This window comes from Mesorhizobium erdmanii, from assembly GCF_013170725.1.
Taxonomy (GTDB): domain Bacteria; phylum Pseudomonadota; class Alphaproteobacteria; order Rhizobiales; family Rhizobiaceae; genus Mesorhizobium; species Mesorhizobium erdmanii.
Map to the genome: position 1 here is coordinate 2,472,273 of NZ_CP033361.1, position 20,377 is coordinate 2,492,649.

Annotated in this window: 20 protein-coding genes and 1 pseudogene; 13 read left to right on the forward strand and 8 right to left on the reverse strand. The window is 63.2% G+C overall.

The annotated features are described in order from the left end of the window. The first annotated feature begins 4 nt into the window (after positions 1 to 4). Positions 5 to 577 carry a D-sedoheptulose-7-phosphate isomerase gene (locus EB233_RS11930; RefSeq protein ID WP_064989781.1) on the forward strand — a complete coding sequence of 191 codons (573 nt, stop codon included), beginning with the start codon at positions 5 to 7 and terminating at the stop codon, positions 575 to 577. Continuing rightward, positions 570 to 1,223: a D-glycero-beta-D-manno-heptose 1,7-bisphosphate 7-phosphatase gene (gene gmhB / locus EB233_RS11935; protein ID WP_064989782.1), complete on the forward strand. Its 654-nt coding sequence runs from the start codon at positions 570 to 572 to the stop codon at positions 1,221 to 1,223. Before EB233_RS11930 ends, gmhB begins: the two co-directional genes overlap by 8 nt. Positions 1,224 to 1,237: 14 nt before the next feature. On the opposite strand, the gene EB233_RS11940 is transcribed toward gmhB, so the two are convergent. Together EB233_RS11940 and EB233_RS11945 are read right to left on the reverse strand one after the other, a co-directional pair. Continuing rightward, entirely contained in the window at positions 1,238 to 2,032 is a 795-nt protein-coding gene (locus tag EB233_RS11940) for a glycosyltransferase family 2 protein (protein ID WP_064989783.1), read from the reverse strand. A gap of 238 nt (positions 2,033 to 2,270) precedes the next feature. Next, positions 2,271 to 2,750, reverse strand: coding sequence for an Lrp/AsnC family transcriptional regulator (locus tag EB233_RS11945; RefSeq protein ID WP_027055123.1), 480 nt, complete (start codon positions 2,748 to 2,750; stop codon positions 2,271 to 2,273). 263 nt (positions 2,751 to 3,013) lie between these two features. Here EB233_RS11945 and trxB point away from each other — a divergent pair, with 263 nt between their 5' ends. Both trxB and EB233_RS11955 read left to right on the forward strand, forming a co-directional pair. Further along, a complete protein-coding gene (gene trxB / locus EB233_RS11950) occupies positions 3,014 to 3,988 on the forward strand; it encodes a thioredoxin-disulfide reductase (RefSeq protein WP_064989784.1) in 975 nt (324 codons plus the stop codon). A 90-nt stretch (positions 3,989 to 4,078) separates the two neighbouring features. Beyond that, positions 4,079 to 4,975, forward strand: coding sequence for a LysR family transcriptional regulator (locus tag EB233_RS11955; protein ID WP_027055125.1), 897 nt, complete (start codon positions 4,079 to 4,081; stop codon positions 4,973 to 4,975). 36 nt (positions 4,976 to 5,011) lie between these two features. On the opposite strand, the pseudogene EB233_RS11960 reads toward EB233_RS11955, so the two are convergent. The 3 genes and pseudogenes from EB233_RS11960 to EB233_RS11970 form a co-directional block, all read right to left on the reverse strand. Next, positions 5,012 to 5,507: pseudogene (locus EB233_RS11960) on the reverse strand (methyltransferase family protein). A 761-nt stretch (positions 5,508 to 6,268) separates the two neighbouring features. Next, positions 6,269 to 8,320 carry an elongation factor G gene (locus EB233_RS11965; RefSeq protein WP_027054748.1) on the reverse strand — a complete coding sequence of 684 codons (2,052 nt, stop codon included), beginning with the start codon at positions 8,318 to 8,320 and terminating at the stop codon, positions 6,269 to 6,271. 199 nt (positions 8,321 to 8,519) lie between these two features. Next, on the reverse strand, positions 8,520 to 10,049 hold the full coding sequence (locus EB233_RS11970) for a putative bifunctional diguanylate cyclase/phosphodiesterase (protein WP_064989785.1): 1,530 nt from the start codon (positions 10,047 to 10,049) through the stop codon (positions 8,520 to 8,522). A gap of 235 nt (positions 10,050 to 10,284) precedes the next feature. Here EB233_RS11970 and EB233_RS11975 point away from each other — a divergent pair, with 235 nt between their 5' ends. Both EB233_RS11975 and EB233_RS11980 read left to right on the forward strand, forming a co-directional pair. Beyond that, positions 10,285 to 10,680: a (R)-mandelonitrile lyase gene (locus tag EB233_RS11975; RefSeq protein ID WP_027054750.1), complete on the forward strand. Its 396-nt coding sequence runs from the start codon at positions 10,285 to 10,287 to the stop codon at positions 10,678 to 10,680. Positions 10,681 to 10,788: 108 nt separating this feature from the next. Next, positions 10,789 to 12,306 (forward strand): MFS transporter, encoded by a 1,518-nt coding sequence (locus EB233_RS11980; RefSeq protein ID WP_064989786.1) that lies wholly within the window; start codon positions 10,789 to 10,791, stop codon positions 12,304 to 12,306. A gap of 74 nt (positions 12,307 to 12,380) precedes the next feature. On the opposite strand, the gene EB233_RS11985 is transcribed toward EB233_RS11980, so the two are convergent. Then, a complete protein-coding gene (locus tag EB233_RS11985) occupies positions 12,381 to 13,583 on the reverse strand; it encodes a pyridoxal phosphate-dependent aminotransferase (RefSeq protein ID WP_064989842.1) in 1,203 nt (400 codons plus the stop codon). A 219-nt stretch (positions 13,584 to 13,802) separates the two neighbouring features. Between EB233_RS11985 and EB233_RS11990 the strand changes: the two genes are divergently transcribed. From EB233_RS11990 to EB233_RS12000, 3 genes are all read left to right on the forward strand, one after another. Continuing rightward, complete coding sequence (locus EB233_RS11990) at positions 13,803 to 14,690, forward strand: EAL domain-containing protein (protein WP_064989787.1); 888 nt, start codon at positions 13,803 to 13,805, stop codon at positions 14,688 to 14,690. After that, positions 14,687 to 15,535, forward strand: a complete 849-nt coding sequence (locus EB233_RS11995) for an EAL domain-containing protein (protein ID WP_064989788.1) — start codon at positions 14,687 to 14,689, stop codon at positions 15,533 to 15,535. Before EB233_RS11990 ends, EB233_RS11995 begins: the two co-directional genes overlap by 4 nt. A 130-nt stretch (positions 15,536 to 15,665) precedes the next feature. Beyond that, positions 15,666 to 16,274: a glutathione S-transferase family protein gene (locus EB233_RS12000; protein ID WP_064989789.1), complete on the forward strand. Its 609-nt coding sequence runs from the start codon at positions 15,666 to 15,668 to the stop codon at positions 16,272 to 16,274. A 233-nt stretch (positions 16,275 to 16,507) separates the two neighbouring features. Here the strand turns inward: EB233_RS12000 and EB233_RS12005 are convergent, their stop codons facing one another. Beyond that, on the reverse strand, positions 16,508 to 16,720 hold the full coding sequence (locus EB233_RS12005; RefSeq protein WP_010910991.1) for a cold-shock protein: 213 nt from the start codon (positions 16,718 to 16,720) through the stop codon (positions 16,508 to 16,510). Positions 16,721 to 16,994: 274 nt separating this feature from the next. Here EB233_RS12005 and EB233_RS12010 point away from each other — a divergent pair, with 274 nt between their 5' ends. Next, positions 16,995 to 17,324 carry a hypothetical protein gene (locus EB233_RS12010; protein WP_064989843.1) on the forward strand — a complete coding sequence of 110 codons (330 nt, stop codon included), beginning with the start codon at positions 16,995 to 16,997 and terminating at the stop codon, positions 17,322 to 17,324. A gap of 176 nt (positions 17,325 to 17,500) precedes the next feature. Here EB233_RS12010 and EB233_RS12015 read toward each other — a convergent pair whose 3' ends face one another. Next, entirely contained in the window at positions 17,501 to 18,391 is an 891-nt protein-coding gene (locus tag EB233_RS12015) for a LysR family transcriptional regulator (RefSeq protein ID WP_064989790.1), read from the reverse strand. Between the two features lie 168 nt (positions 18,392 to 18,559). Between EB233_RS12015 and EB233_RS12020 the strand changes: the two genes are divergently transcribed. Genes EB233_RS12020 through EB233_RS12030 form a run of 3 tightly spaced genes read left to right on the forward strand, consistent with a single transcriptional unit; the run spans position 18,560 to position 20,365 of the window. Further along, on the forward strand, positions 18,560 to 19,462 hold the full coding sequence (locus EB233_RS12020) for an MBL fold metallo-hydrolase (protein ID WP_064989791.1): 903 nt from the start codon (positions 18,560 to 18,562) through the stop codon (positions 19,460 to 19,462). Position 19,463: 1 nt separating this feature from the next. Beyond that, complete coding sequence (locus EB233_RS12025) at positions 19,464 to 19,853, forward strand: nuclear transport factor 2 family protein (protein ID WP_064989792.1); 390 nt, start codon at positions 19,464 to 19,466, stop codon at positions 19,851 to 19,853. 47 nt (positions 19,854 to 19,900) lie between these two features. After that, positions 19,901 to 20,365 (forward strand): nuclear transport factor 2 family protein, encoded by a 465-nt coding sequence (locus EB233_RS12030; RefSeq protein WP_244277685.1) that lies wholly within the window; start codon positions 19,901 to 19,903, stop codon positions 20,363 to 20,365. Positions 20,366 to 20,377 lie beyond the last annotated feature (12 nt).

A 20,377-nucleotide genomic window follows, 5' to 3' on the forward strand; every position in this document is an offset into this window, starting at 1 on the left:
TTCGATGTCTGAACTGAACGACTATCTGGTCCGCTCGGCGGCCGCGATCACGGCGATGGTAGAGCGTGACCTGACCGGCGAGATGGAGCGCGCGGCGAGCGCGGTGGTGACGGCGCTTTCATCCGGGAAAGCCTTGCTGATCGCCGGCAATGGCGGCTCGGCCAGCGATGCCATCCATATCGCCGGCGAGCTCGTCGGCCGCTTCCTCAAGGAGCGCAAGGCCTACAATGTCATCGCGCTGCCGGCCAACGCGGCGGTGCTGACCGCCTGGGGCAATGATTACGGCTTCGACACGGTGTTCTCGCGTCAGGTCGAGGCGCATGGCGCGTCCGGCGGCGTGCTTCTGGCGATCTCGACCAGCGGCAATTCGCCAAGCATTCTGGCCGCTGCCGAACAGGCGCGGATGATGGACATGACGGTGATCGGCCTGACCGGCGACACCGGCGGCAAGCTCGCGCCGCTGTGCGATATCCTGCTCAACGTGCCCTCGACCTCGACGCCGATCATCCAGCAAGGGCATCTGTGCCTCTATCACTACCTGTGTGAAGTGGTCGAAACGCGCCTCAGCAATGGCTGACAAGGCGGGAACGCCACACCAACTGACCGAGCCGGGCCTGTGGGTCGAGCGGATCGACGGGCGGGTTTTCCCGTCGCACCTGCCGGCGCTGTTCCTCGACCGTGACGGCACCATCAACGTCGATACCGACTATCCCAGCGATCCGGCCGAGATCGAGCTCAGGCCGCGGATACTGCCGGCGATCGCGGCGGCCAACCGGGCCGGGATCCCGGTCGTCGTGGTCACCAACCAGTCCGGCATCGCGCGTGGTTACTTCGGCTGGAGCGTCTTTGCGGCGGTGAATGGCCGCGTGATCGACCTGTTGGGCGATCAGGGCGTGTTCGTCGACATGGTGCTGGCCTGCGCCTACCACGAGGCCGGCTCCGGGCCGCTCGCCGTATCGGACCATCCGGTGCGCAAGCCCAATCCGGGCATGCTTGTCGAAGCGGGCAAACGCCTCGATCTCGATCTGCAGCGCTCGCTGATCGTCGGCGACAAGCTGGCCGACATGCAGGCGGGGCGGCGCGCCGGTCTGGCACAGGGCTGGCTGGTCGACGGCGAGGCGGCTGTTCAACCCGGCTTCGCCATCAGACGCTTGCAAGACGACGATGACCTGGCGGGTCTCGTCACAGCCATTGAAATACTCGGCCGAGACGACATTTCCTGACCGGGCCTGATCGCTTAGGCAGGATCTTTGCGGTCCGAGGCTTCGTAAAGCTTGGCCTCGGTGGCGAAGGAATAGATCATCACCGACATCGAGTAGACGAAGCCGTGCCGGCCGCACAGGAAATAGCGCTTGGCCAGGTAGAATTTCAGGAAATTGCCGAACGGCGAGAGCACCAGCCGCACCAAGCCGGGCTTCTTGCCCTTCTCGACCAGCGTGACGGCCTTGAGGCCGGAATAGGTGTTGGCCCGGGCAAGATCCTCCTCGACCGATATTTCGCGGCGATGCAGCAGGACGCCCTCTTCGATCGTGCCGGTCTCGCCCGGCACGTGGAAAGCCTCGTGCACCCGCGCGCTGAGATCCATGGTGGCGCCTTCCCGGCGGAAAAGCCGCATCAACCTGTTGTGCAGCACCCAGCGGTGCGCATAGCCGTAGCCCTTCAGCCAATCGCGTCGGCGGATGTACCAGCCGCTGATCTTGTCGTCGGCGGCTTGGGTGATGGCCAGGATCGACTGCCGCAGCTGATCGTCGACGCGTTCGTCCGGATCGATCGAAAGACACCAGGGCTGGGTGGCATGGTCGAGCGAGAATTGCCGCTGATATGGGAACCCCTGCCAGTCATTGTGCAACAGCCTGATCGGGTATCCCTTGGCGATGTAGCCTTGCACGCATTCGATGGTGCCGTCCGTCGAGCCGGAATCGACGATGATGATCTCGGCGCAGAAGTCGATGCTTTCCAGGCACGGGCCGATCATATCGGCCTCGTTCATGCAGATGATAAGCGCCGAGACCGGGCTTGCAAATCGAGTCATGGTCCCCTTCCGATGGCCGGCCGTCTCCCGAACAGCGCTGCAGCCTGCCTCATTTGTTCTTACGCAATTCCAGGCGGAAACCGGTACACAGTGTTTCAGGAATCGCTTTAGAAACCAAGCAGGCGGCGACGTCCGGCATAGCCGTCCAGCCTTCTACATCAGCGTCTGTCGAATACCAACGCGGCGGCGGTGTGGCGAAGGGGCAGGAATTCGCGGGCATACAGGCGTTCATCCGGCCTTAGGGGCGCTCGAAGGAGACCAAGCCTTCATCCTTGACCCGGCGGATGGTGAGCGCGGTGCGCACCGTATCGACATTCGGTGTCGAGGTCAGTTCCTCGATGACGAAGGTCTGGAAGGCGCCGAGGTCGCTTGCCACGCAATGCAGCAGGAAATCGGATTCACCCGAGACCATCCAGGCATCGCGCACGATCGGCCAACCGCGCGTGCGTTCGGCGAAGGTGCGCAGTTCGGCGTCGGCCTGATGATGCAGGCCGACCAGGCAGAAGGCGACCACGTCGAGGCCAAGCGCCGGGGCATTCAGCAGAGCGCGGTAGCCGCGGATGATGCCGGCTTCCTCCAGCCGCTTGACCCGGCGCAGGCAGGGTGGGGCCGAAATGCCGACGCGGCTCGACAGTTCGACATTGGTCATGCGCCCGTCCGCCTGCAGTTCGCGCAGGATCTTCCAGTCGATGGCGTCGAGGTCGGCTTTCAGGGGCATGGTCTCAGCTCGGCGCAAGAATCTTTCGCGATTTTGTAATTAAACGACTTTTGTGTTGGCGCCAGCCCTCGTCAACGCGATTTTTGAACGGTAACGAAAGCGACGATCATGCGAATAACCGCTTGGGCCGAAGCTTTCCGGGGACGACGGCCCGTTCGTCTTGCTGGCGTGGTTGGCAACCCTTACATTACCGACGACATTCCACGTCTTTTCCAAGGCCCATGTCCTTATTCAAGGCATTGTCTGCCCCGCAGAGGTTTTAGATGACCACCAAGCACGCGCCCGTCCTGATCATCGGTTCCGGCCCCGCCGGCTATACGGCGGCGGTCTATGCCGCCCGTGCCATGCTGAAGCCGATGCTGGTCGCCGGCCTGCAGCAGGGCGGCCAGTTGATGATCACCACCGATGTCGAAAACTATCCCGGCTTCGCCGATCCGATCCAGGGGCCGTGGCTGATGGAGCAGATGCTCAAGCAGGCCGAGCATGTCGGCACCGACATCATCAACGACATCATCACCGAGGTCGACCTCAACGTACGGCCGTTCCGCGCCAAGGGCGATTCCGGCACCACCTACACCGCCGACTCGCTGATCATCGCCACCGGCGCGCAAGCCAAGTGGCTGGGCATCCCGACCGAGCAGGATTTCATGGGCTTCGGCGTCTCCGCCTGTGCCACCTGCGACGGCTTCTTCTATCGCGGCAAGGATGTCGCGGTGATCGGCGGCGGCAATTCGGCGGTGGAGGAAGCGCTTTATCTGTCGAACCTCGCCAAGAGCGTCACGGTCATCCACAGGCGCTCGGACTTCCGCGCCGAGCGCATCCTGCGCGAGCGGCTGCTGCAGAAGCACAATGTCCGCGTCATCTGGGACACCGTGGTCGACGAGATCACGGGCCGTCCCGGCAAGGCGCCGCTGCCGCCTTCGGTCGAAGGGTTGAAGCTCAAGCACGCGGTGACCGGCGCCGAAAGCCAGCTCAAGGTCGACGGCGTGTTCGTGGCGATCGGCCATGCGCCGGCGGTCGAGCTGTTCGTCGGCAAGCTGAAGCAGAAGCCGAATGGCTACCTGTGGACGGCGCCGGATTCGACCCGCACCGACGTGCCCGGCGTTTTCGCCGCGGGCGACGTGACCGACGATGTCTACCGCCAGGCGGTGACGGCGGCGGGGCTAGGCTGCATGGCGGCGCTGGAAGCGGAAAAGTATCTGGCCGGCATCGAGGTGCATCGCGAAGCAGCGGAATAGGCCGCTTGCAAAACTGTTAAAAAAACGGCTTAGAAAGGCCGTGTAAAAGCCTGATTTTTCATTCAGACGCCAAACAGAACGAGGGGAATCATGGCGTTGGACTGGGACAAGCTACGCGTGTTTCACGCTGCGGCGGAAGCAGGGTCGTTTACGCATGCGGCCGAGACATTGCATCTGTCGCAATCGGCGATATCGCGGCAGGTCAGCGCGCTCGAGCATGATGTCGGCGTGCCGCTGTTCAACCGCCATGCGCGTGGCCTGGTGCTGACCGAACAGGGCGAGATGCTGTTCCGCACGGCGCATGACGTGCTGATGAAGCTCGAGACCATCAAGTCGCGGCTGACCGAGACCAAGGACCGGCCGTCCGGCGTGCTTCGCGTGACGACGACAGTGGGCCTCGGCGCCGGCTGGCTGACCGAACGGGTCCAGGAGTTCATCGAGCTCTATCCCGAAATCAGCCTGCAGCTGATCCTCGCCAATGAGGAGCTCGACCTCACCATGCGCCAGGCCGACTGCGCCATACGGCTGCGCCAGCCGCAGCAGCCGGACTTGATCCAGCGCCGCCTGTTCACCGTGCATTTCCACCTCTACGCGGCCCCTTCCTACGTTGCCAAGCATGGCAAGCCGGCCTCGGTGGCGGAACTCAGAAACCATCGCATCGTCACCTTCGGCTTGCCGGTGCCGTCGCATTTGTCGGAGTTGAACTGGCTGGAGACGGTCGGCGATTTCGAGGGCGGCCAGCGTGTGCCGTCGCTACAGATCAACGACATCTTGTCGATCAAGCGCGCCGTGCAAGGCGGCGCCGGCATCGCCATGCTGCCCGACTATGTGATCTCGAAGGACTCCGGCCTGGTGCAGCTTTTGCCGGAAACCGAGGTGCCGTCCTTCGACACCTATTTCGCCTATCCCGACGCGATGAAGAACCAGGCCAAGCTGCACGTGTTTCGCGACTTCGTCATCGCCAAGGCCAGAAGCTGGTCTTATTGAGCCGACGCCGGTGCGGCCTTCATTCCCGCGGTCACGTCACCGCCGCCAGGGCTTCAGCCGAGGCAGCCAGCCAGGGACATTGCGGCGGTAGGTCTCGTATTCGGCGCCGTGGCGACTGGCGAGCGTCGGCTCCTCGTAGAGCTTGACGAAGGAGCCCATGACGGCAGCCGATGACGGCATAGGCGACGAGCGTCCAGCTCGAGAACAGCAGGGCCTGGCCGAGGATGATCGACAACACGGCGACATACATCGGGTTGCGGACATGCCGGTAGATGCCGCCGATCACGAGCTTCTCCGTCGGCGCGACGGGGGCGGGCGTGCCCAACCCCTCCAGCGCAAAGCGGGCGAAAGCGTGTAGCAGGACGGCGGCCGCGGCGACGATGAGGACGCCGCCGGCAAGGACAAAGCCCGGCACGGTGGACCACGGCAAGCCCCAGCGATCGCTGAGCAGCCAGGGAATCAGGCCGGCAACCGCGCCGGGTGCCGCGATCAGGAAAATAGCGCTGCCCGCAATCGCCGAAAACGTCCGCATTGGGTGGTCCTCGCGTGGTTGCCTTAGAATTGGACGGCGACTGCCCGATTCCAGGTCATCCGATGTTTCTCGGCATTTCGGAGCAAAATCGGCCGGGATTGACGTTGTGGCAGCGACAATCACCCTGCCACGGGCTCGATTTCTGCGATTCTGCTGGTCCTATTGGCTTTCAGTATGGGTTAGACCACAGCCTGCGTCTTTTTGCATGCGTGTGTTGCAAAATAGATGCTTGTTTCTTGGGCATGATGAGCAGATATATAGATCATCTCCTGGGCGCGTTCTCCTCCCATTAGCGCCCTCGAGTGTTCCCCTCTGGAGGTTAGCCTTAACAGGCACTTCCAATCAAACTCAGCCGGATCTTCGTTGATCCGGCTTTTTTGTTGCCCGGACCATACCGGGAGGGCTGAGGATTTCGCGAGAATTGCCACGTAACAGTGTCATGTAACCTCTGGTAACATGACAACGATGCCTTGCGCTGCTATGTAGAGCCCAGGACGCGGTGTGGTTCGGACGGGAGATGGGGGCATCACTCGTACGGCCCGGGCTCAGGCGGCTACCGCGTCCGAACCTTTTTTCGCCGAAAGCGCGGCGACTGCATATGCGGCGGACCTGCCGTTTCCCCTCCCAAGAGATCGGTCCGCAAACAAAACGGCGTCCGGCATCCCGGGCGTCGTTTTTGGTTTTTGGGGCGGGATGTTGACGCTGCCCTGCCGGACATCTCTCCCCGCAAAACGGGGAGAGAGCGGCTGACGGTAACGAAATCAGGCAGCCTTGCCGTTGGCGTTCATCGCTTCGTCGGCGAGGCGGCCGGTGAGTTCGGCCATATGGTCGAATTCGGCGCGATAGCTGGCAACGCCCGCTGTCGCCGAGCGCAGCTCGATGATCAGGTCGCCGATCTCGGCCTGCGGCATGGTCGCCTCGACGACATCCCAGCCCGGCCAGTCGGGCCGCGCATCATAGCCGAGGATTTGGCCGCGCCGCTGCGGGATGAGCGCGATGATCTTGGATGTCGCGTCCGACGGCGTGACGATCACCACCTTCATCACCGGCTCCAGCAGCACCGGCGAGCAGGCGGCCATGCCTTCCTTCATCGCCAGCTTTGCCGCCATCTGGAAGGCCATGTCGGAGGAATCGACCGCATGGTAGGAGCCGTCCGACAGGTTGACGGCGACATCGACGACGGGGAAGCCGAGCGGGCCTGTTTTCAGATAATCGCGTATGCCGGTCTCCACCGACTGGATGTAGGTCTTGGGCACGACGCCGCCGGTGATGGTGTCGGTGAACTGGAAGCCGGAGCCGCGCGGCAGCGGTTTGATCTCGATCACCACATCGCCGAACTGGCCATGGCCGCCCGACTGCTTCTTGTGGCGGCCGCGCTGCTGCGCCGGTTTGCGGATCGTCTCGCGATAGGGCACGGCCGGTGCATGGCCTTCGACCGGGATCTGGTTCTTGCCCTCCAGCCGCTCGCGCACGACGCGCAGATGCATCTCGCCATGGCCCGACAGCACCGTCTCGGCCGAGTCCTGGTTGTGGCGCAGGCTGAGCGAGGGATCCTCCTCGGCCAGCCGCTGGATGGCCGCCGACATCTTGACCTCGTCCTTGCGTTCCTTCGGCCGGAGCGCGAAGGCGAAGACCGGTTGCGGCGGCTCGAAAGCGAACAACTGCTTGGTGCCGCCCTTGGCCGAAGTCAGCGTCTGGCCGGTCTTGACCTCGTCCAGCTTGCCCAGCGCAACGGTGTCGCCGGCCTTGGCTGCGGTGAGCTTGAACTGGTCCTTGCCGAGCATCTTGTAGATGCCGGAAACCTTGGCGGTGTCGCCGCCGGGCAGCCACAGTTCCAGGCCGTCGGCGACCTGGCCGGACAGGATGCGCGACACCGACAGCTTGCCGCCATGCGGCGTGTGGATGGTCTTCATCACCTGGACCACGGTCGCACTGCCATCCGGGGCGCCGAGCCGCTTGCGGGTGGCCTCGATGTCGGGTGCGTCGTGGCGGATCGCCTTCAGCAGGCGCAGCACGCCATTGCCTTTCTCGGCGGTGCCGATCAGCACCGGCGTCACGGCGCCATCGCGCAGATCGGCGGCGAGGTCGTCGAAGATCGCGTCCTTCGGCGGCTCGATCTCCTCGAGCAGTTGTTCCATCAACTGGTCGTCATGGTCGGCCAGCGTCTCCAGCATGGAAAATCGTGCTTCCAGTTCGCGAGCCTTGTCGTCGCCAGGTATTTGAGCCACCTCGCTCTCGGCATATTCGCGGTAGATGTAGGCGCGCTCCAGCGCCAGATCGATCGAGCCGATGACGACGCCGTCCTTGCGCAGCGGAATCTGGCGCAGCAGGAGCGGCACCGAGCTTGCCGGCTGCAGCATCTTCAGCGTGTCGCGCACGCCCGCGATCGCCTTGTCGACCTTATTGAGGAACAGGATGCGCGGCACGCCGAGATCGTCGAGCTTGCGCATGATGAGCTGCAGGGCAGGGATCTTCTTTTCATCGGCCTCGGCAACGACCACCGCGAGGTCGCAGGCGGCCAGCACCGGCTCGGCCTCGAAGGAGAATTCGATCGAGCCGGGACAATCGACGAAGGTGATCTGCTCACCCATGAATTCGGTGGTGGCGATCGTCGCCTCGACGCTCATGGCGTGGGCGCGCGCCTCCGGCGAATGATCTGAGACTGTGCTGCCCGAGGAAACCGGGTTCTGGCGGGGAATGGCGCCCGTACGGGCCAATATGGCTTCGAGAAGTGTCGTCTTACCGCTTGCAAAGGGACCGACTATGGCAATGCATTTCGGTCCCGTGCGTCGTCCTCCGGCGCGAGTACCCATGGCTGACCTCCACTCAGGCGTTTCCCTAGGGACCGACTGACATGCATGGTTCAGGCGTGGTCAATCGGTCCTGAGCGGCGGCCGGCCTGTTCGACCGTCGCGGGCGGGGGTCTTTTCGATGGCCACCTGCCCAAAAGCATCGTCCCACTTGTTTGCCGGCAGGGCAAGGAAAATAGAAATTCGCTACCGTTCAGCGTCCTCAGGCGCTCAACGCCATGGGTTCAGTATCGATGGCGCGCGAGGAGGCCACCTGGTCGCGCGGTGCCGGCCTGCCGAGGAAATAGCCCTGGAAGCGGTTGCAGCCGGCGGCCTGGGCCAGCGCGAACTCTTCCTGGGTCTCGACGCCTTCGGCAACGATGGTGACGTCCTGGATGCGGGCGATCTGTGCCAGCGCCGAAACGAAAATCTGCGCCACCTGGTCGTGGGCAAGGCTGCTGATATAGGAGCGGTCGATCTTGATGCTGTCGATGGGCAGGGTCTTCAGATAGTTGAAGCCGCAATGGCCGGTGCCGAAATCGTCGAGCGCGATGTGGAAGCCGAGGCCGCGCAGGGCTTCGAGGCGGCGCAGGATTTCGGGCGTGGCGGCGGTCGCCACCGTCTCGGTGATCTCGATGATGAACTGTGCCGCGGAACGGCCGGTTTCCTTCAGCACACGGTCGCACATGGTGACGATCTCGTCGCGCTTCAGCTGTTCGCCGGAGACGTTGATCGAGATGCGGCGCCCGGGGAAATGGCTGATATCGGCACAAGCCCGCTTGAACACCCATTCGCCGAGCATGTCGATCAGGGTCGAGCGTTCGGCGATGGGGATGAACTCGGCCGGCGAGATCAACCCGCGCACCGGATGGCGCCAGCGGATCAGGCCTTCGAAGGCATAAGTGGACCCGTCTGGATTGACGATCGGCTGGTAGTGCAGTTCGAGCTCGCCGAGATAGACCGCCGCGCGCAATTCCCGCTCGACCAGGCGGCGGTAACGCTTGTCGGACAGCATCTCCTCGTCGAACACGGTGACGCGGCCACGGCCCGCCGCCTTGCTTTCATAAAGCGCGAGGTCGGCAACCAGCATCAGCTCCGTCGTGTTCGAAGCATGCACCGGCGCCAGCGCCACGCCGACGGAGACGGAGAGCGGAATGGTCTTGCCTTCATACGACTTCCCGGCCCGCATCACATCGAGCAATTGCCTGATATCCTTGTTGATGGCGACGAGGTCGCCATGCGGAATGATGACGCCGAATTCGTCGCCGCCGAGCCGTCCGACCATGCCGCCGGCAAAGATGCGCTCCGACGTCTTGACCAGGTGCGCCAGAGCGAGGTCGCCGAACTGATGCCCGAAGGTGTCGTTGAGCTGCTTGAAGTGATCGACGTCGATCAACAGCAAAGTCGCCTCGCGCCGTTCGCGCATGGTGCCCAGGCTGTCGCGCAACGCTTCGAGGAAATAGCGCCTGGTCATCGCCCCGGTCATGGCGTCCCTGGTCAGGACATGATGTTTTTCGGCCTCGGCGGCCGCTGCCGAACGCAAGCGATGGACGACGCTGCTGCGCATATACATCAGCGCCAGCAAGGCGAGGCCGGTCGCCAGACTCGAGACGGTGAAAGCGCTGGCCGAGGACAGGTTCCGCGAGATGTCGAAAGCACCGAGTGCGGACGCGCCGATGCTGAGCACAAGCAGGGCCTGGATGCCGCGATAGATCCGGCCGCTATGGTCCTTGATCGTCGCCAGTATGCTCATCCGCCAGCCCCCGCAGTACCGGCTCACGGCTAGTGCCGAGCCGTTAAGAAGACATTGCGTTCGCCGTTGTTTGGCGCCGCGTCGCCAAGCCGAGAGCTTCATGGTTAAGGAGAAAGAACCGCTTCTTCGCGCTGCGGACCGCAAACCGCCGGTTGCGCCCGACATGATATCGGCCGAGAATGCCTCGATGAGAGGCGGCGCTTGCCGCTGGTCGCTTCGCTTTTGGGGTCAGACGATGAAGATTATTGCTTGCGGCAGCGTGCCGACGATCATGGCACCGGAGAAGTACTTCACCGGCCGGGTTCTGCAGACGCCGATCATCGAGGCGGAGGCGCCGGCGCGGCTGAGGGCAGTGCTGGTATCCTTCGAGCCCGGTGCGCGCACCCATTGGCATACGCATCCGCTCGGCCAGACGCTCTATGTCACCTCGGGCGCCGGGCTCGCCCAGACATGGGGCGGGCCGGTCCAGGTGATCAGGGCCGGCGACGTGATCTCGTTCGCGCCGGGCGAGAAGCATTGGCATGGTGCCGGGCCGAAGACGGCAATGACGCATATCGCCATGCAGGAGGCGCTCGATGGCGTCCATGCCGAGTGGCTGGAAGCAGTGACCGCCGAGCAATATGGCGGCTGAGTGCCGGGTCTATTCGGGCCGCAACATCCTGAGGAACAGCGCCGAGAGGGTTTCGGCGAGTTCGATGCCGTCGTAGATGGCTGCGAAATCTGACTGTCTGGACAGACCATGCCGAAGAACCGCCTGCCGCTCGTTGCCGCCGTCTATCTCGGCTCGTTCGTCGCTCTGCTCGACGTCAGCATCGTCAATGTCGCGCTGCCGACCATCCAGCAGGCGCTGCACACCGATTTCGGCGGCCTGCAATGGGTGGTAGACGCCTACACGCTGTGCCTGTCGGCCTTCATGCTGTCGTCGGGCCTGATCGGTGACCGCTATGGCCGCAAGCGCTCGTGGCTGGCCGGCGTTGGCATCTTCGTGGCCGGTTCGCTGATCTGCGCCGTCGCGCCCAATTTGCCGGCGCTGCTGGCCGGCCGGGTGGTGCAGGGCATAGCCGGCTCGCTGCTTATTCCAGGCGCGCTGTCGATCCTGACGCAGGCCTTTCCGGATTCGCGCGAGCGGGCCGGCGTCATCGGCGGCTGGGCCTCGTTCGCCGCCATTTCACTGGTCGTCGGCCCGGTGCTCGGCGGCATCCTTGTCCAGAGTGTCGGCTGGCAGAGCATCTTCCTGATCAACCTGCCGCTCGGCCTTTTCACCATTGCGCTCGGTGCCGCCTCGATCGAGGAGACGGCGCATCCCGAACATGCCCATCTCGACCTGATCGGCCTGGCGCTCTCGGTCCTGTGGCTCGGCGCGCTGACCTTCGGGCTGATCTCGGCCGGCGAAGCGGGCTGGAGCGATCCCGGGACCATCACGGCCATCATTGCCGGTGTGGTTGGCCTGGCGGTGTTTCTTGGCTACGAGGCGCGCACGGCGCGACCCATGCTGCCGCTCGGCCTGTTCCGCGACGTGCGCTTTGCGGTCGCCAATATCGCCTCGTTCGCGCTTGGCTTCACCTCCTACACCAGCGTCTTCTTCTTCTCGATGTTCCTGCAGCAGGTGCAGGGCTGGTCGCCGACGCAGACCGGCCTGCGCATGGCGCCGGCCTTCATCGTCCAGATCGTGGTGTCGCCATGGATCGGCCGGCTGAGCGCCCGCTACGGGCATTCGGTCTTGATGATTTCGGGCTATGTGCTGATCGGCCTCTCCTTGCTCGGCATGTGCTGGGCCGGACCGTCGACGCCATACACGGTGCTGTGCGCTCTGTTTGCCATCAACGGTCTCGGCAACTCGCTGGCGATTCCGACCGGCAGCGCGGCCGCCATGTCCTACGCGCCGCGCGAGCGATCCGGCATGGTGTCGGCGGTCGTCAATGCCACCCGCCAGAGCGGGCTGGCCATCGGCATCGCGCTGCTCGGCGCCCTGATGAGCATGCGTGCGACCAGCCTGCTCACAGGCTATCTCCACGACGCTGGTATCGCCAATGCCGAAGCAGTGGCTCGTGCGGCCATCTCACGGCATGATTTCGCGACAGACGCGGCGATCGGCGAGAGCGGCGTGCACGAGCTGTTCGCGACAGCCTATGCCGGCGGCTTCCATGCGGCGATGCTGACTGCGGCGATTGGCGCGTTCCTCACCGCCGCGCTGTTGATCACGGTGCTGGCGCCGGCCGAGGCGCGTTCGGCCAAGGAGGCCAAGCAGCGGGCGTGAACTGCTTCGCAGCCAACAAAAAACCCGGCGTCGTGAGCTGACGCCGGGCTTTTCTATTTTTCAAACAGAACCAATCAGGTCAGCGATGCCGTGAAACGCTGGATGCGGGTGCAGGCTTCCTCCAGCAACGCATCCGAGGTGGCGTAGGAGATGCGGAAGTTGGGGCCGAGGCCGAAAGCCGAGCCGAACACCACGGCCACACCCTCGGCCTCGAGCAGTTCCGAGCAGAAGGCTTCGTCGGTGTCGATCACCTTGCCGGCCTTGGTCTTCTTGCCGATCAGCTGGGCGCAGGACGGATAGACGTAGAAGGCGCCTTCCGGCGACGGGCAGGTAATGCCGCGCGCCTGGTTGAGCATCGATACCACGAGGTCGCGGCGCCCCTGGAAGATCGCCTTGTTCTTGGCGATGAAGTCCTGCGGGCCGTTGAGCGCCTCGACGGAAGCCCATTGCGCGATGGTGCAGGCGCCCGAGGTCTGCTGGCCCTGGATCATGTCCATTGCCTTGATCAACTGGACCGGGCCGGCGGCATAGCCGATGCGCCAGCCGGTCATGGCATAGGCCTTCGAGACGCCGTTCATGGTCAGCGTGCGCTCGTAGAGCTTCGGCTCGACCTCGGCGATGGTCTTGAAGACGAAGTCGCCATAGGTCAGGTGTTCGTACATGTCGTCGGTCAGCGTCCAGACATGCGGATGCTTGAGCAGCACATCGGCCAGCGCGCGCAGTTCGGCTTCCGTATAGGCCGCGCCCGACGGGTTGGACGGCGAGTTCATCAAGAGCCATTTGGTCTTCGGTGTGATCGCCTTCTCCAGCACCGCGGCCGTCAATTTGAATCCATTGTCGATCGAGGTGTCGGCATAGACCGACGTGCCGCCGCAGATCGCCACCATCTCGGGATAGCTGACCCAGTAGGGGCGGGGGATGATGACCTCGTCGCCGGGGTTGAGCGTCGCCATGAACGCGTTGAACAGGATCTGCTTGCCGCCGGTGCCGACAATGGTCTGCTCGGGCTTGTAGTCGAGATTGTTCTCGCGCTTGAACTTCTTTGCGATCGCCTCGCGCAGCGGCACGATGCCCGAGACCGGCGGATACTTGGTCTCGCCACGGCGGATCGCCTCGATCGCCGCATTCTTGATGTTGTCGGGCGTGTCGAAATCCGGCTCGCCGGCGCCGAGGCCGATAATGTCACGGCCGGCATTTTTCAGCTCGCGCGCTTTCTGCGTCACCGCGATGGTGGCGGAAGGCTTTACGCGGGAAAGGGTGTCGGCAAGAAAGGCCATGACCAGATATCTCTCCTTGAGAAGATCGGCGCGGCCAGGAGCGGCCGCGGCGCTTCTCATGTCGCATCATTCCCCTTTGCGCAAGCTTTCTCGGCTGGGCCAGGTGGGGCGGCACGGTCAATGCGGCGTGATCGGCAACACTAAATTCATTAACGCGCGGTAGAGGCTTGCATGACAGGATCGTAAATCCAATTCCGCCAGGTTGCGGAGCGAGGAACCGTGTCGCGCAGCATCGGGCTTGCCCACATCATCCGTCATGATGACGGCACCTCGTCCGGTGTCTGGGGTATCTACACGCTGCAAAGTGCCTTCCAGCCGATCTTCACCTTCAAGGACGGCAAGCTGGCGGTTGCGGCGTTTGAAGGGCTGATCCGCCCGTTCCGCGACGGTGAGCCGCAATCGCCGATGACCTTCTTCTCGACCTGTCCGGCCGCCGACCGCCTGCATGTGGAAGCGCTGACCAGGACGCTGCACTTGCTCAATGCCGGCGCCTGCCTGCCGCAGGAGGCGTCGATCTTCGTGAATTTCGACCCCTCTGTGTTCACCGAGCGATCGATCGCCGACAATGCCTTGCGCGAAATGCGGCTGGTGCTGCACGAGGCCGGCATCGATCCCGGCCGCGTCGTGTGCGAGGTCACCGAGCAGCGGCCGGCGTCGCAGGAGACCTTGCACAGCTTCGTCGCGGCGCTGCGGGGCAATGGCTTTCGCATCGCCGTCGACGACTATGGCGCCGACGATTCCGACATCAACCGCGTCAAGGAATTGAGGCCCGACATCGTCAAATTCGATGCCACCTGGATCACGCAGCTCATGGAGTCCGGCGCCGGCTTCGCGCTGTTGACCACCATGGTGAAAAGCTTCGAGGACCAAGGCATCCGCACGGTGTTCGAGGGCATCGAGGAGGGGTGGCAACTGGAGCTGGCCGAGAAGTCCGGGGCTTCGATGGTCCAGGGCTTCGTGCTGGCGCGGCCGGAGCTGGCACCGACGAGTTTTCGCGTTCTCGACAAAACCGCGCCAGAGACCGTCGTAGCGTCCGCCGCACCGGTGCCAGCCTCACCGCAGACGCCACGGCCGGCAAGAGCCTTCGGGCGCCGGGGCGCGCCATGAGGCTCGAGCGGCGGCGCAATGTCGGCAACGCGATCTTCGCCGACGAGATCGGTATCGAATACGGGATCCATGGCGACTTCCGCTTGCGCAGCGCCTACCAGCCGATCTTCGCGCCGCTCGGGCGTTCGCTGCACGCGGTGGCGGTCGAAGGGCTGATCGAGCCGCATCGTGTCGGGCGGGCAGGGTCGCCGCGGGCATTCTTCGATAGCGTCGCCGCGCCGGACCGGCTTGATGTCGAGACCATGTGCCGGGTGCTGCATTTAAGGAATTTCCACAACATCGGCGTCGACGGGCTCGATCTGTTCTTCAACTACAATCCGATGATCAACGACCATCCCGGGCGAGCGCTGGCGGAGATCCGGCTGATGAGCCGGCATCTCGGCGAGCTCGGCCTTGCCCCGGGCATGCTGGTCTGCGAGATCACTGAACAGGCGGCGGACGACGTACTGCTGGCCCGGCTGGTGCGCGAAATGCGGCGCGACGGCATCCGCATCGCCATCGACGATTTCGGCACCGGCCACTCGACCGAGGAGCGGGTGAGCCTGCTTCAGCCCGACATCGTCAAGATCGACGGCGGCTGGTTCGCGGAGTTCTGCCGCCACGCCGCCGCCGAACGCTTCTTCCGCCCGCTGGTCTCCAGCCTGCACGATCGCGGCGCCAGGGTGCTGGTCGAAGGCATCGAGCAACCGGTCCATCTGCGCGTCGCGCTCGATGGCGGTGTCGACCTCCTCCAGGGCTTTCTGCTCGCCCGGCCGGCGCTGGCCGGCACCATCTTCGACGAAGAGCCGATCGCCATCGACGCGCTGCTGGGCAGGGAGAACAATGTCGTGCCGTTGTTCGGCTAGGCACGTCGGCAATTGGCGAAAGCCGTTGCTCTCATCACCGCCGCTGATTGTCCGACCAAAACAAATCATTGGTGGAGGACGCCGCCGCTGCGATACTCGCCTGTACGAGGCAGCGCTCCGGGGACCGTCCATGATACTCTACAGCATGATCGACAGCGGCAATTGCTACAAGCCGCGCCTGCTGATGGCCAAGCTTGGCCTCGCCTTCACGGCCATCGAAGTGAGTTCGCACACCGGCGACACGCGAAAGGCCGACTTCGTCGCCAAGAACCCAAACGCCATGGTGCCGCTGCTTGAACTCGACGACGGCCGCCGGCTGGCCGAGTCCAACGCCATCCTGCTCTACCTCGCCGAAGGCACGCGCTTCCTGCCGCGGGACAAGTATGAGCGGGGGCTTGCCTATCAGTGGCTGTTCTTCGAGCAGTACAGCCACGAACCCTACATCGCCGTGCGCAAGGCGCTGCTGACCTTTCCCGAGCGCGCCAGCGATGCGACGCCCGAGCGGCTGGCGGTGACGCTGGAGCGCGGCAACAAGGCGCTTTGCGTGATGAACAGATATCTGGAGAACAATGCCTTCTTCGCCGGCAGCGCCTTCAGCGTCGCCGACATCGCGCTCTATGCCTATACGCATACGGCCGAGCAAGGCGGCTTCCAGCTCGACGCTTATCCGGCTGTCGTGGCCTGGCTCGGCCGCGTGGAGGCGGATCCGGGGCATGTGCCGATCGGGTGGGTGGGATAAGCGGTCCCACCGCTTCGCCGGTTTCGCCTAACTCCAGACAAATAAAAAGGCGGGATAAACCCCGCCTTCCCATTTCGGTAGCCTGATCGGGAGCATCCGGTCCGGGCTGGCAGCTATCTGCTGTTCCAGCGTTTCGGTCTTTCCACTCCGGGCGCGCTTCTCGCGCGACCGTCAGTACATCCGTGACTTGCCGCGCGCGCCGAGCTCTCGCCCGGCGCGCGCCATTTTCAAAATCAGGCTGCCTTGCTCAGAGAACCAGCGGACGACTTGCCGGTACGGCGGTCCTGCTCGATCTCGAAGTTGATCTTCTGGCCTTCGACCAGGGTCGACAGACCAGCGCGCTCGACAGCGGAGATGTGGACGAAAACGTCCGCGCCGCCCGCGTCAGGCTGGATGAAGCCGAAGCCCTTGGTGGCGTTGAACCACTTGACCGTTCCAGTTGCCATTTCAGATAGTCCTTCAACATTTGCTTTAGTTTGACCAGACCAACGTCCAGCCGGTGTGCATCGAGATTTTGGAGATAGACGTCAGCAAACGCGAAGATCGCGAGGCCCGGATCGATCGGCCGAAATATCAATGGGGCTGATATAGTCTGCTTTCGTTCCAAAAACAAGACTGCGTGAAAAAACCGTGATCGCGGCACTGCCCAACGCCCGCCCCAATGTGGTGAAATCGTTGCGGAAGATCGCGCTGTCTGGCCGCGGATCAGGGGAGGAGACCATGAAAACCATTGTGCTTGCCGCCTGCCTGACGCTGGTGGCCGCCGAGGCGCAGGCGATTTCGCGCTACGACCCGACGCATATGAGCTGCGGCAAGGTGCAGTCGACGATAGCGCGGCAAGGCGCGGTCATCCTGCGCTACCAATCGAAGCGTGTGCCGGGGCTGCCGCTCTACGACCGCTATGTGCAGAGCCAGCAATTCTGCACAATGGGCGAGGTGAGAACGCGTGCCTATGTGCCGAGCGCCGACACCAAATCCTGCCCGGTGTACAACTGCAAGCGACCGGACAACGATCGGCATTTCCGCCGGCGCTTCTTCCACAACAACTAATGCATGTCGCCCAGAAGTGTGCGGCGGTTCCGGGACAACGACATGCATCGAAACAAAGACTTAGGCGCGTCGCCTGAATCCGTTCCAGCGCGACGCGCTTTAGCGGAGCACGGCTCATCAACGGGTCGGAATCGTTTGTCGAGCCGATAACCGCGCTGCCTGGAGCAACAGTACTTTCAATCTTGGATGTGCTGCATGAGCATGGACACGAATCGCGTTACTTTCTGCGGGCGAAAGCGCGCCGCCGGATAGACCACGTGAATGCCGCCGGAAGGCAGCGACCAGTTCGGGAGCATATGGACGAGGCGGCCCTTCGATAGATGATCGATGACCAGGTAGTCCGGCAGGATTGCCAGTCCGCCGCCGGCGAGCGTCGCCTCCAGTACGGCTGGGGTCGAATTTATGGAGAACGCTTCGCGCATCGTGATGGTCCGTCGCTCGCCATCGCCGCGGGCAAAGGTCCAGGTGAAGGGCTTGCGAAGCACGGCATTGGCAACGAGCGGCAAGAGAGAAAGATCTTCTGGTTCGCCGACCGTGACCTTGGCAGCGAAATCCCGCGAGGCGACCAGCATCTGCTGGAAGGTGCCGATGCGACGCGCCTGCTGGCTGGAGTCTTCCAGCCAGCCGACCCGGATGGACAGGTCTATCTTGTTACCGATCAAATCAATTTTAGCATCGGAAATAGAGAGCTCGACGCCGCAAGCCGCAAATTTCTGCCGAAAGCGCGCGGCGATCGGGGCAACCACGATCGTCCCATAATCATTGGGCGCGGAAACGCGCAGTACGCCGGCCACTTCAGTGTTGGCCTCCCCAATCTCGGCAACCGCCTCTTCGACATCCCGCAGGATTAGAACGCACCGTGCATGGAGACGGCGACCCGCTTCCGTCGGCTCGAGCCTTCGCGTCGTGCGTACGAGAAGCGTGGCCTGCAGTTCGGCTTCAAGACGAGCGACCTGTTGGCTGACGACGGTTTTCGTAATGCCAAGTCGCTCGGCTGCGCGGGTAAAAGAACCTGCGTCGACCACCGTGGCAAAATAGGCGAGGCGGTTGAGGTTGATGGGTTCCATGGGATGCCTTGAGTTAATTGTAATGTTTTAGCGCACAGTTTGTATCATTATAGGTAATTTATCGATTAATCCGGCGGGCTTACCATCCGCGCGGGTTCTATCGATGAAAACACGCACATGCGGATAGCGACCACGGGCTGATCCCGTCCAATTCAACGGAGTTATTCCATGTTCACGAGGAGACAGATCATGAAGACGTCATTGGCCCTAGGCGCAACCGCCGTATTCGCCCCTGTCAACGGCGGCCAAGCTGCCGGCAGCAAGCTTGGCTGGAAACACTTTCCGACAGGTCCGAACGGCTTCTTTCGGGCGCCAGTACTGCTTTCCGGACCTAGCGAAGCCCTGTTGATCGATGGCGGCTTCACCTATCCGGACGGCAAGGCGCTGGCCGAGGCCATCAAAGCCACCGGCAAGAAGCTGACCACCATCTATGTCAGCCAGTCCGATCCCGACTACTACTTCAGCCTCAAACCCGTGCGGGAAGCCTTTCCGGAGGCAAAGGTGATTGCTGCCTCCGCCACGCTGGAAGCCATCAAGGGCAATGTGGAGAAGAAGCTTGCCGTTTGGGGTCCGCAATTGAAGGAAAACGGTCCCCAGGCTCTGTCCGACATCGTTCTTCCCGTGGCATTCGACGGCCCCACACTCACCGTCGATGGCGAGGCGATCGAGATCGTCGATGCGGAACAAGGACTTGCCAACCGCCGGTACCTGTTCGTGCCCTCGCTCAATGCCGTATTCGGCGGGGTTATGATCTTCGGGGGTGTTCACGTCTGGACCGCCGACACGCAGACCAAGGAAAGCCGCGCCGCTTGGGTCAAGACGCTGGAGGCGATTGCCGCCCGCAAGCCCGCCGTCGTGGTGCCGGGCCATATGGCCCCCGATGCCGCTACTGGTCCCTCGGCCGTGGAATTCACCAAGTCCTATCTTCTCGCCTTCGAGGAAGAGCTGAGCAAGGCGGCCGACAGCGCCGCCCTAAAGGCCGCCATGGAGGCCCGCTTCCCCGGCCTCGGCATGGGTGTCGCCCTCGACATCGGATCCAAGGTCGCCAAGGGCGAGATGAAGTGGGGCTGACATGGCGACGAACCTCGACTTGATCCGGAGCACCTACGAGGGGACTTCCGAGGAGAACGGCCGCAATCTTCTGGCCGTTCTTTCCCCGGACGTCGAATGGACGGAGGCGGAAGGATTCCCCTACGCCGGCACCTATGTCGGCGTCGAGGCCTTGATGCAGGGCGTCTTCACGAGGCTCGGATCGGAATGGATTGGATACCACGCCGACGTGCACACCTTCATGGCCGATGGGGACCGGGTAGCGGCCTTTGGCGTGTATTCCGGCATCTACAGGGCGACGGGAAAGTCGATGACGGCACCGTTCGCTCATCTTTACGAACTGCGGGACGGCAAGATCGTCCGCATGCGGCAATATGTCGATACGGTCCTGGTCGCGCGCGCCCTGACCTGACTAATCCACAATCCAAGGAGAAATCGATGTTACTCAAATCCTTCGCGGTGGCCGCTTTCGCCGCCGTGGCCCTCACCGCGGTCGCACATGCGGGAACCTCCAAGCCAGCCAGGGAGGCGGTGCAGCAGCATGAGCTGACGCAAAAGAACAAGGCGCTTGTCCTGAAGGCCTATCAGGCGCTGTTCGGCGATCACGACCTCACCGCGCTCGATCGTTACTGGGCGGAAAATTATATCCAGCACAATCCGACGATGACGGACGGTCGCGACTCGGTCAAACAGCTGCTCGAAAGCCTGGGTGTCGCTCATTGGCCAAAACAGAAGGTCGACTTGAAGCGGGTGATTGCCGAAGGCGACCTCGTCATGACCGAGGTCGTTCAACCGAAGCAGGGCCAATCGCCGGAAACCGTCATCGTGGATATTTTCCGCGTTGAAAATGGCAAGATCGCCGAGCATTGGGACGTGATGCAGCCCGTGCCAGCCAACCCGACCAATAAGCGACCCATGTACTGAGCCGGGCCGTTT

Excerpts from the sequence above, each read along its gene's own strand:
- EB233_RS11930 (WP_064989781.1), top strand. The coding sequence starts at position 5 with ATGTCTGAACTGAACGACTATCTGGTCCGCTCGGCGGCCGCGATCACG.
- gmhB (WP_064989782.1), top strand. The coding sequence starts at position 570 with ATGGCTGACAAGGCGGGAACGCCACACCAACTGACCGAGCCGGGCCTG.
- EB233_RS11940 (WP_064989783.1), bottom strand. The coding sequence starts at position 2,032 with ATGACTCGATTTGCAAGCCCGGTCTCGGCGCTTATCATCTGCATGAAC.
- EB233_RS11945 (WP_027055123.1), bottom strand. The coding sequence starts at position 2,750 with ATGCCCCTGAAAGCCGACCTCGACGCCATCGACTGGAAGATCCTGCGC.
- trxB (WP_064989784.1), top strand. The coding sequence starts at position 3,014 with ATGACCACCAAGCACGCGCCCGTCCTGATCATCGGTTCCGGCCCCGCC.
- EB233_RS11955 (WP_027055125.1), top strand. The coding sequence starts at position 4,079 with ATGGCGTTGGACTGGGACAAGCTACGCGTGTTTCACGCTGCGGCGGAA.
- EB233_RS11965 (WP_027054748.1), bottom strand. The coding sequence starts at position 8,320 with ATGGGTACTCGCGCCGGAGGACGACGCACGGGACCGAAATGCATTGCC.
- EB233_RS11970 (WP_064989785.1), bottom strand. The coding sequence starts at position 10,049 with ATGAGCATACTGGCGACGATCAAGGACCATAGCGGCCGGATCTATCGC.
- EB233_RS11975 (WP_027054750.1), top strand. The coding sequence starts at position 10,285 with ATGAAGATTATTGCTTGCGGCAGCGTGCCGACGATCATGGCACCGGAG.
- EB233_RS11980 (WP_064989786.1), top strand. The coding sequence starts at position 10,789 with ATGCCGAAGAACCGCCTGCCGCTCGTTGCCGCCGTCTATCTCGGCTCG.
- EB233_RS11985 (WP_064989842.1), bottom strand. The coding sequence starts at position 13,583 with ATGGCCTTTCTTGCCGACACCCTTTCCCGCGTAAAGCCTTCCGCCACC.
- EB233_RS11995 (WP_064989788.1), top strand. The coding sequence starts at position 14,687 with ATGAGGCTCGAGCGGCGGCGCAATGTCGGCAACGCGATCTTCGCCGAC.
- EB233_RS12000 (WP_064989789.1), top strand. The coding sequence starts at position 15,666 with ATGATACTCTACAGCATGATCGACAGCGGCAATTGCTACAAGCCGCGC.
- EB233_RS12005 (WP_010910991.1), bottom strand. The coding sequence starts at position 16,720 with ATGGCAACTGGAACGGTCAAGTGGTTCAACGCCACCAAGGGCTTCGGC.
- EB233_RS12010 (WP_064989843.1), top strand. The coding sequence starts at position 16,995 with ATGAAAACCATTGTGCTTGCCGCCTGCCTGACGCTGGTGGCCGCCGAG.
- EB233_RS12015 (WP_064989790.1), bottom strand. The coding sequence starts at position 18,391 with ATGGAACCCATCAACCTCAACCGCCTCGCCTATTTTGCCACGGTGGTC.
- EB233_RS12020 (WP_064989791.1), top strand. The coding sequence starts at position 18,560 with ATGTTCACGAGGAGACAGATCATGAAGACGTCATTGGCCCTAGGCGCA.
- EB233_RS12025 (WP_064989792.1), top strand. The coding sequence starts at position 19,464 with ATGGCGACGAACCTCGACTTGATCCGGAGCACCTACGAGGGGACTTCC.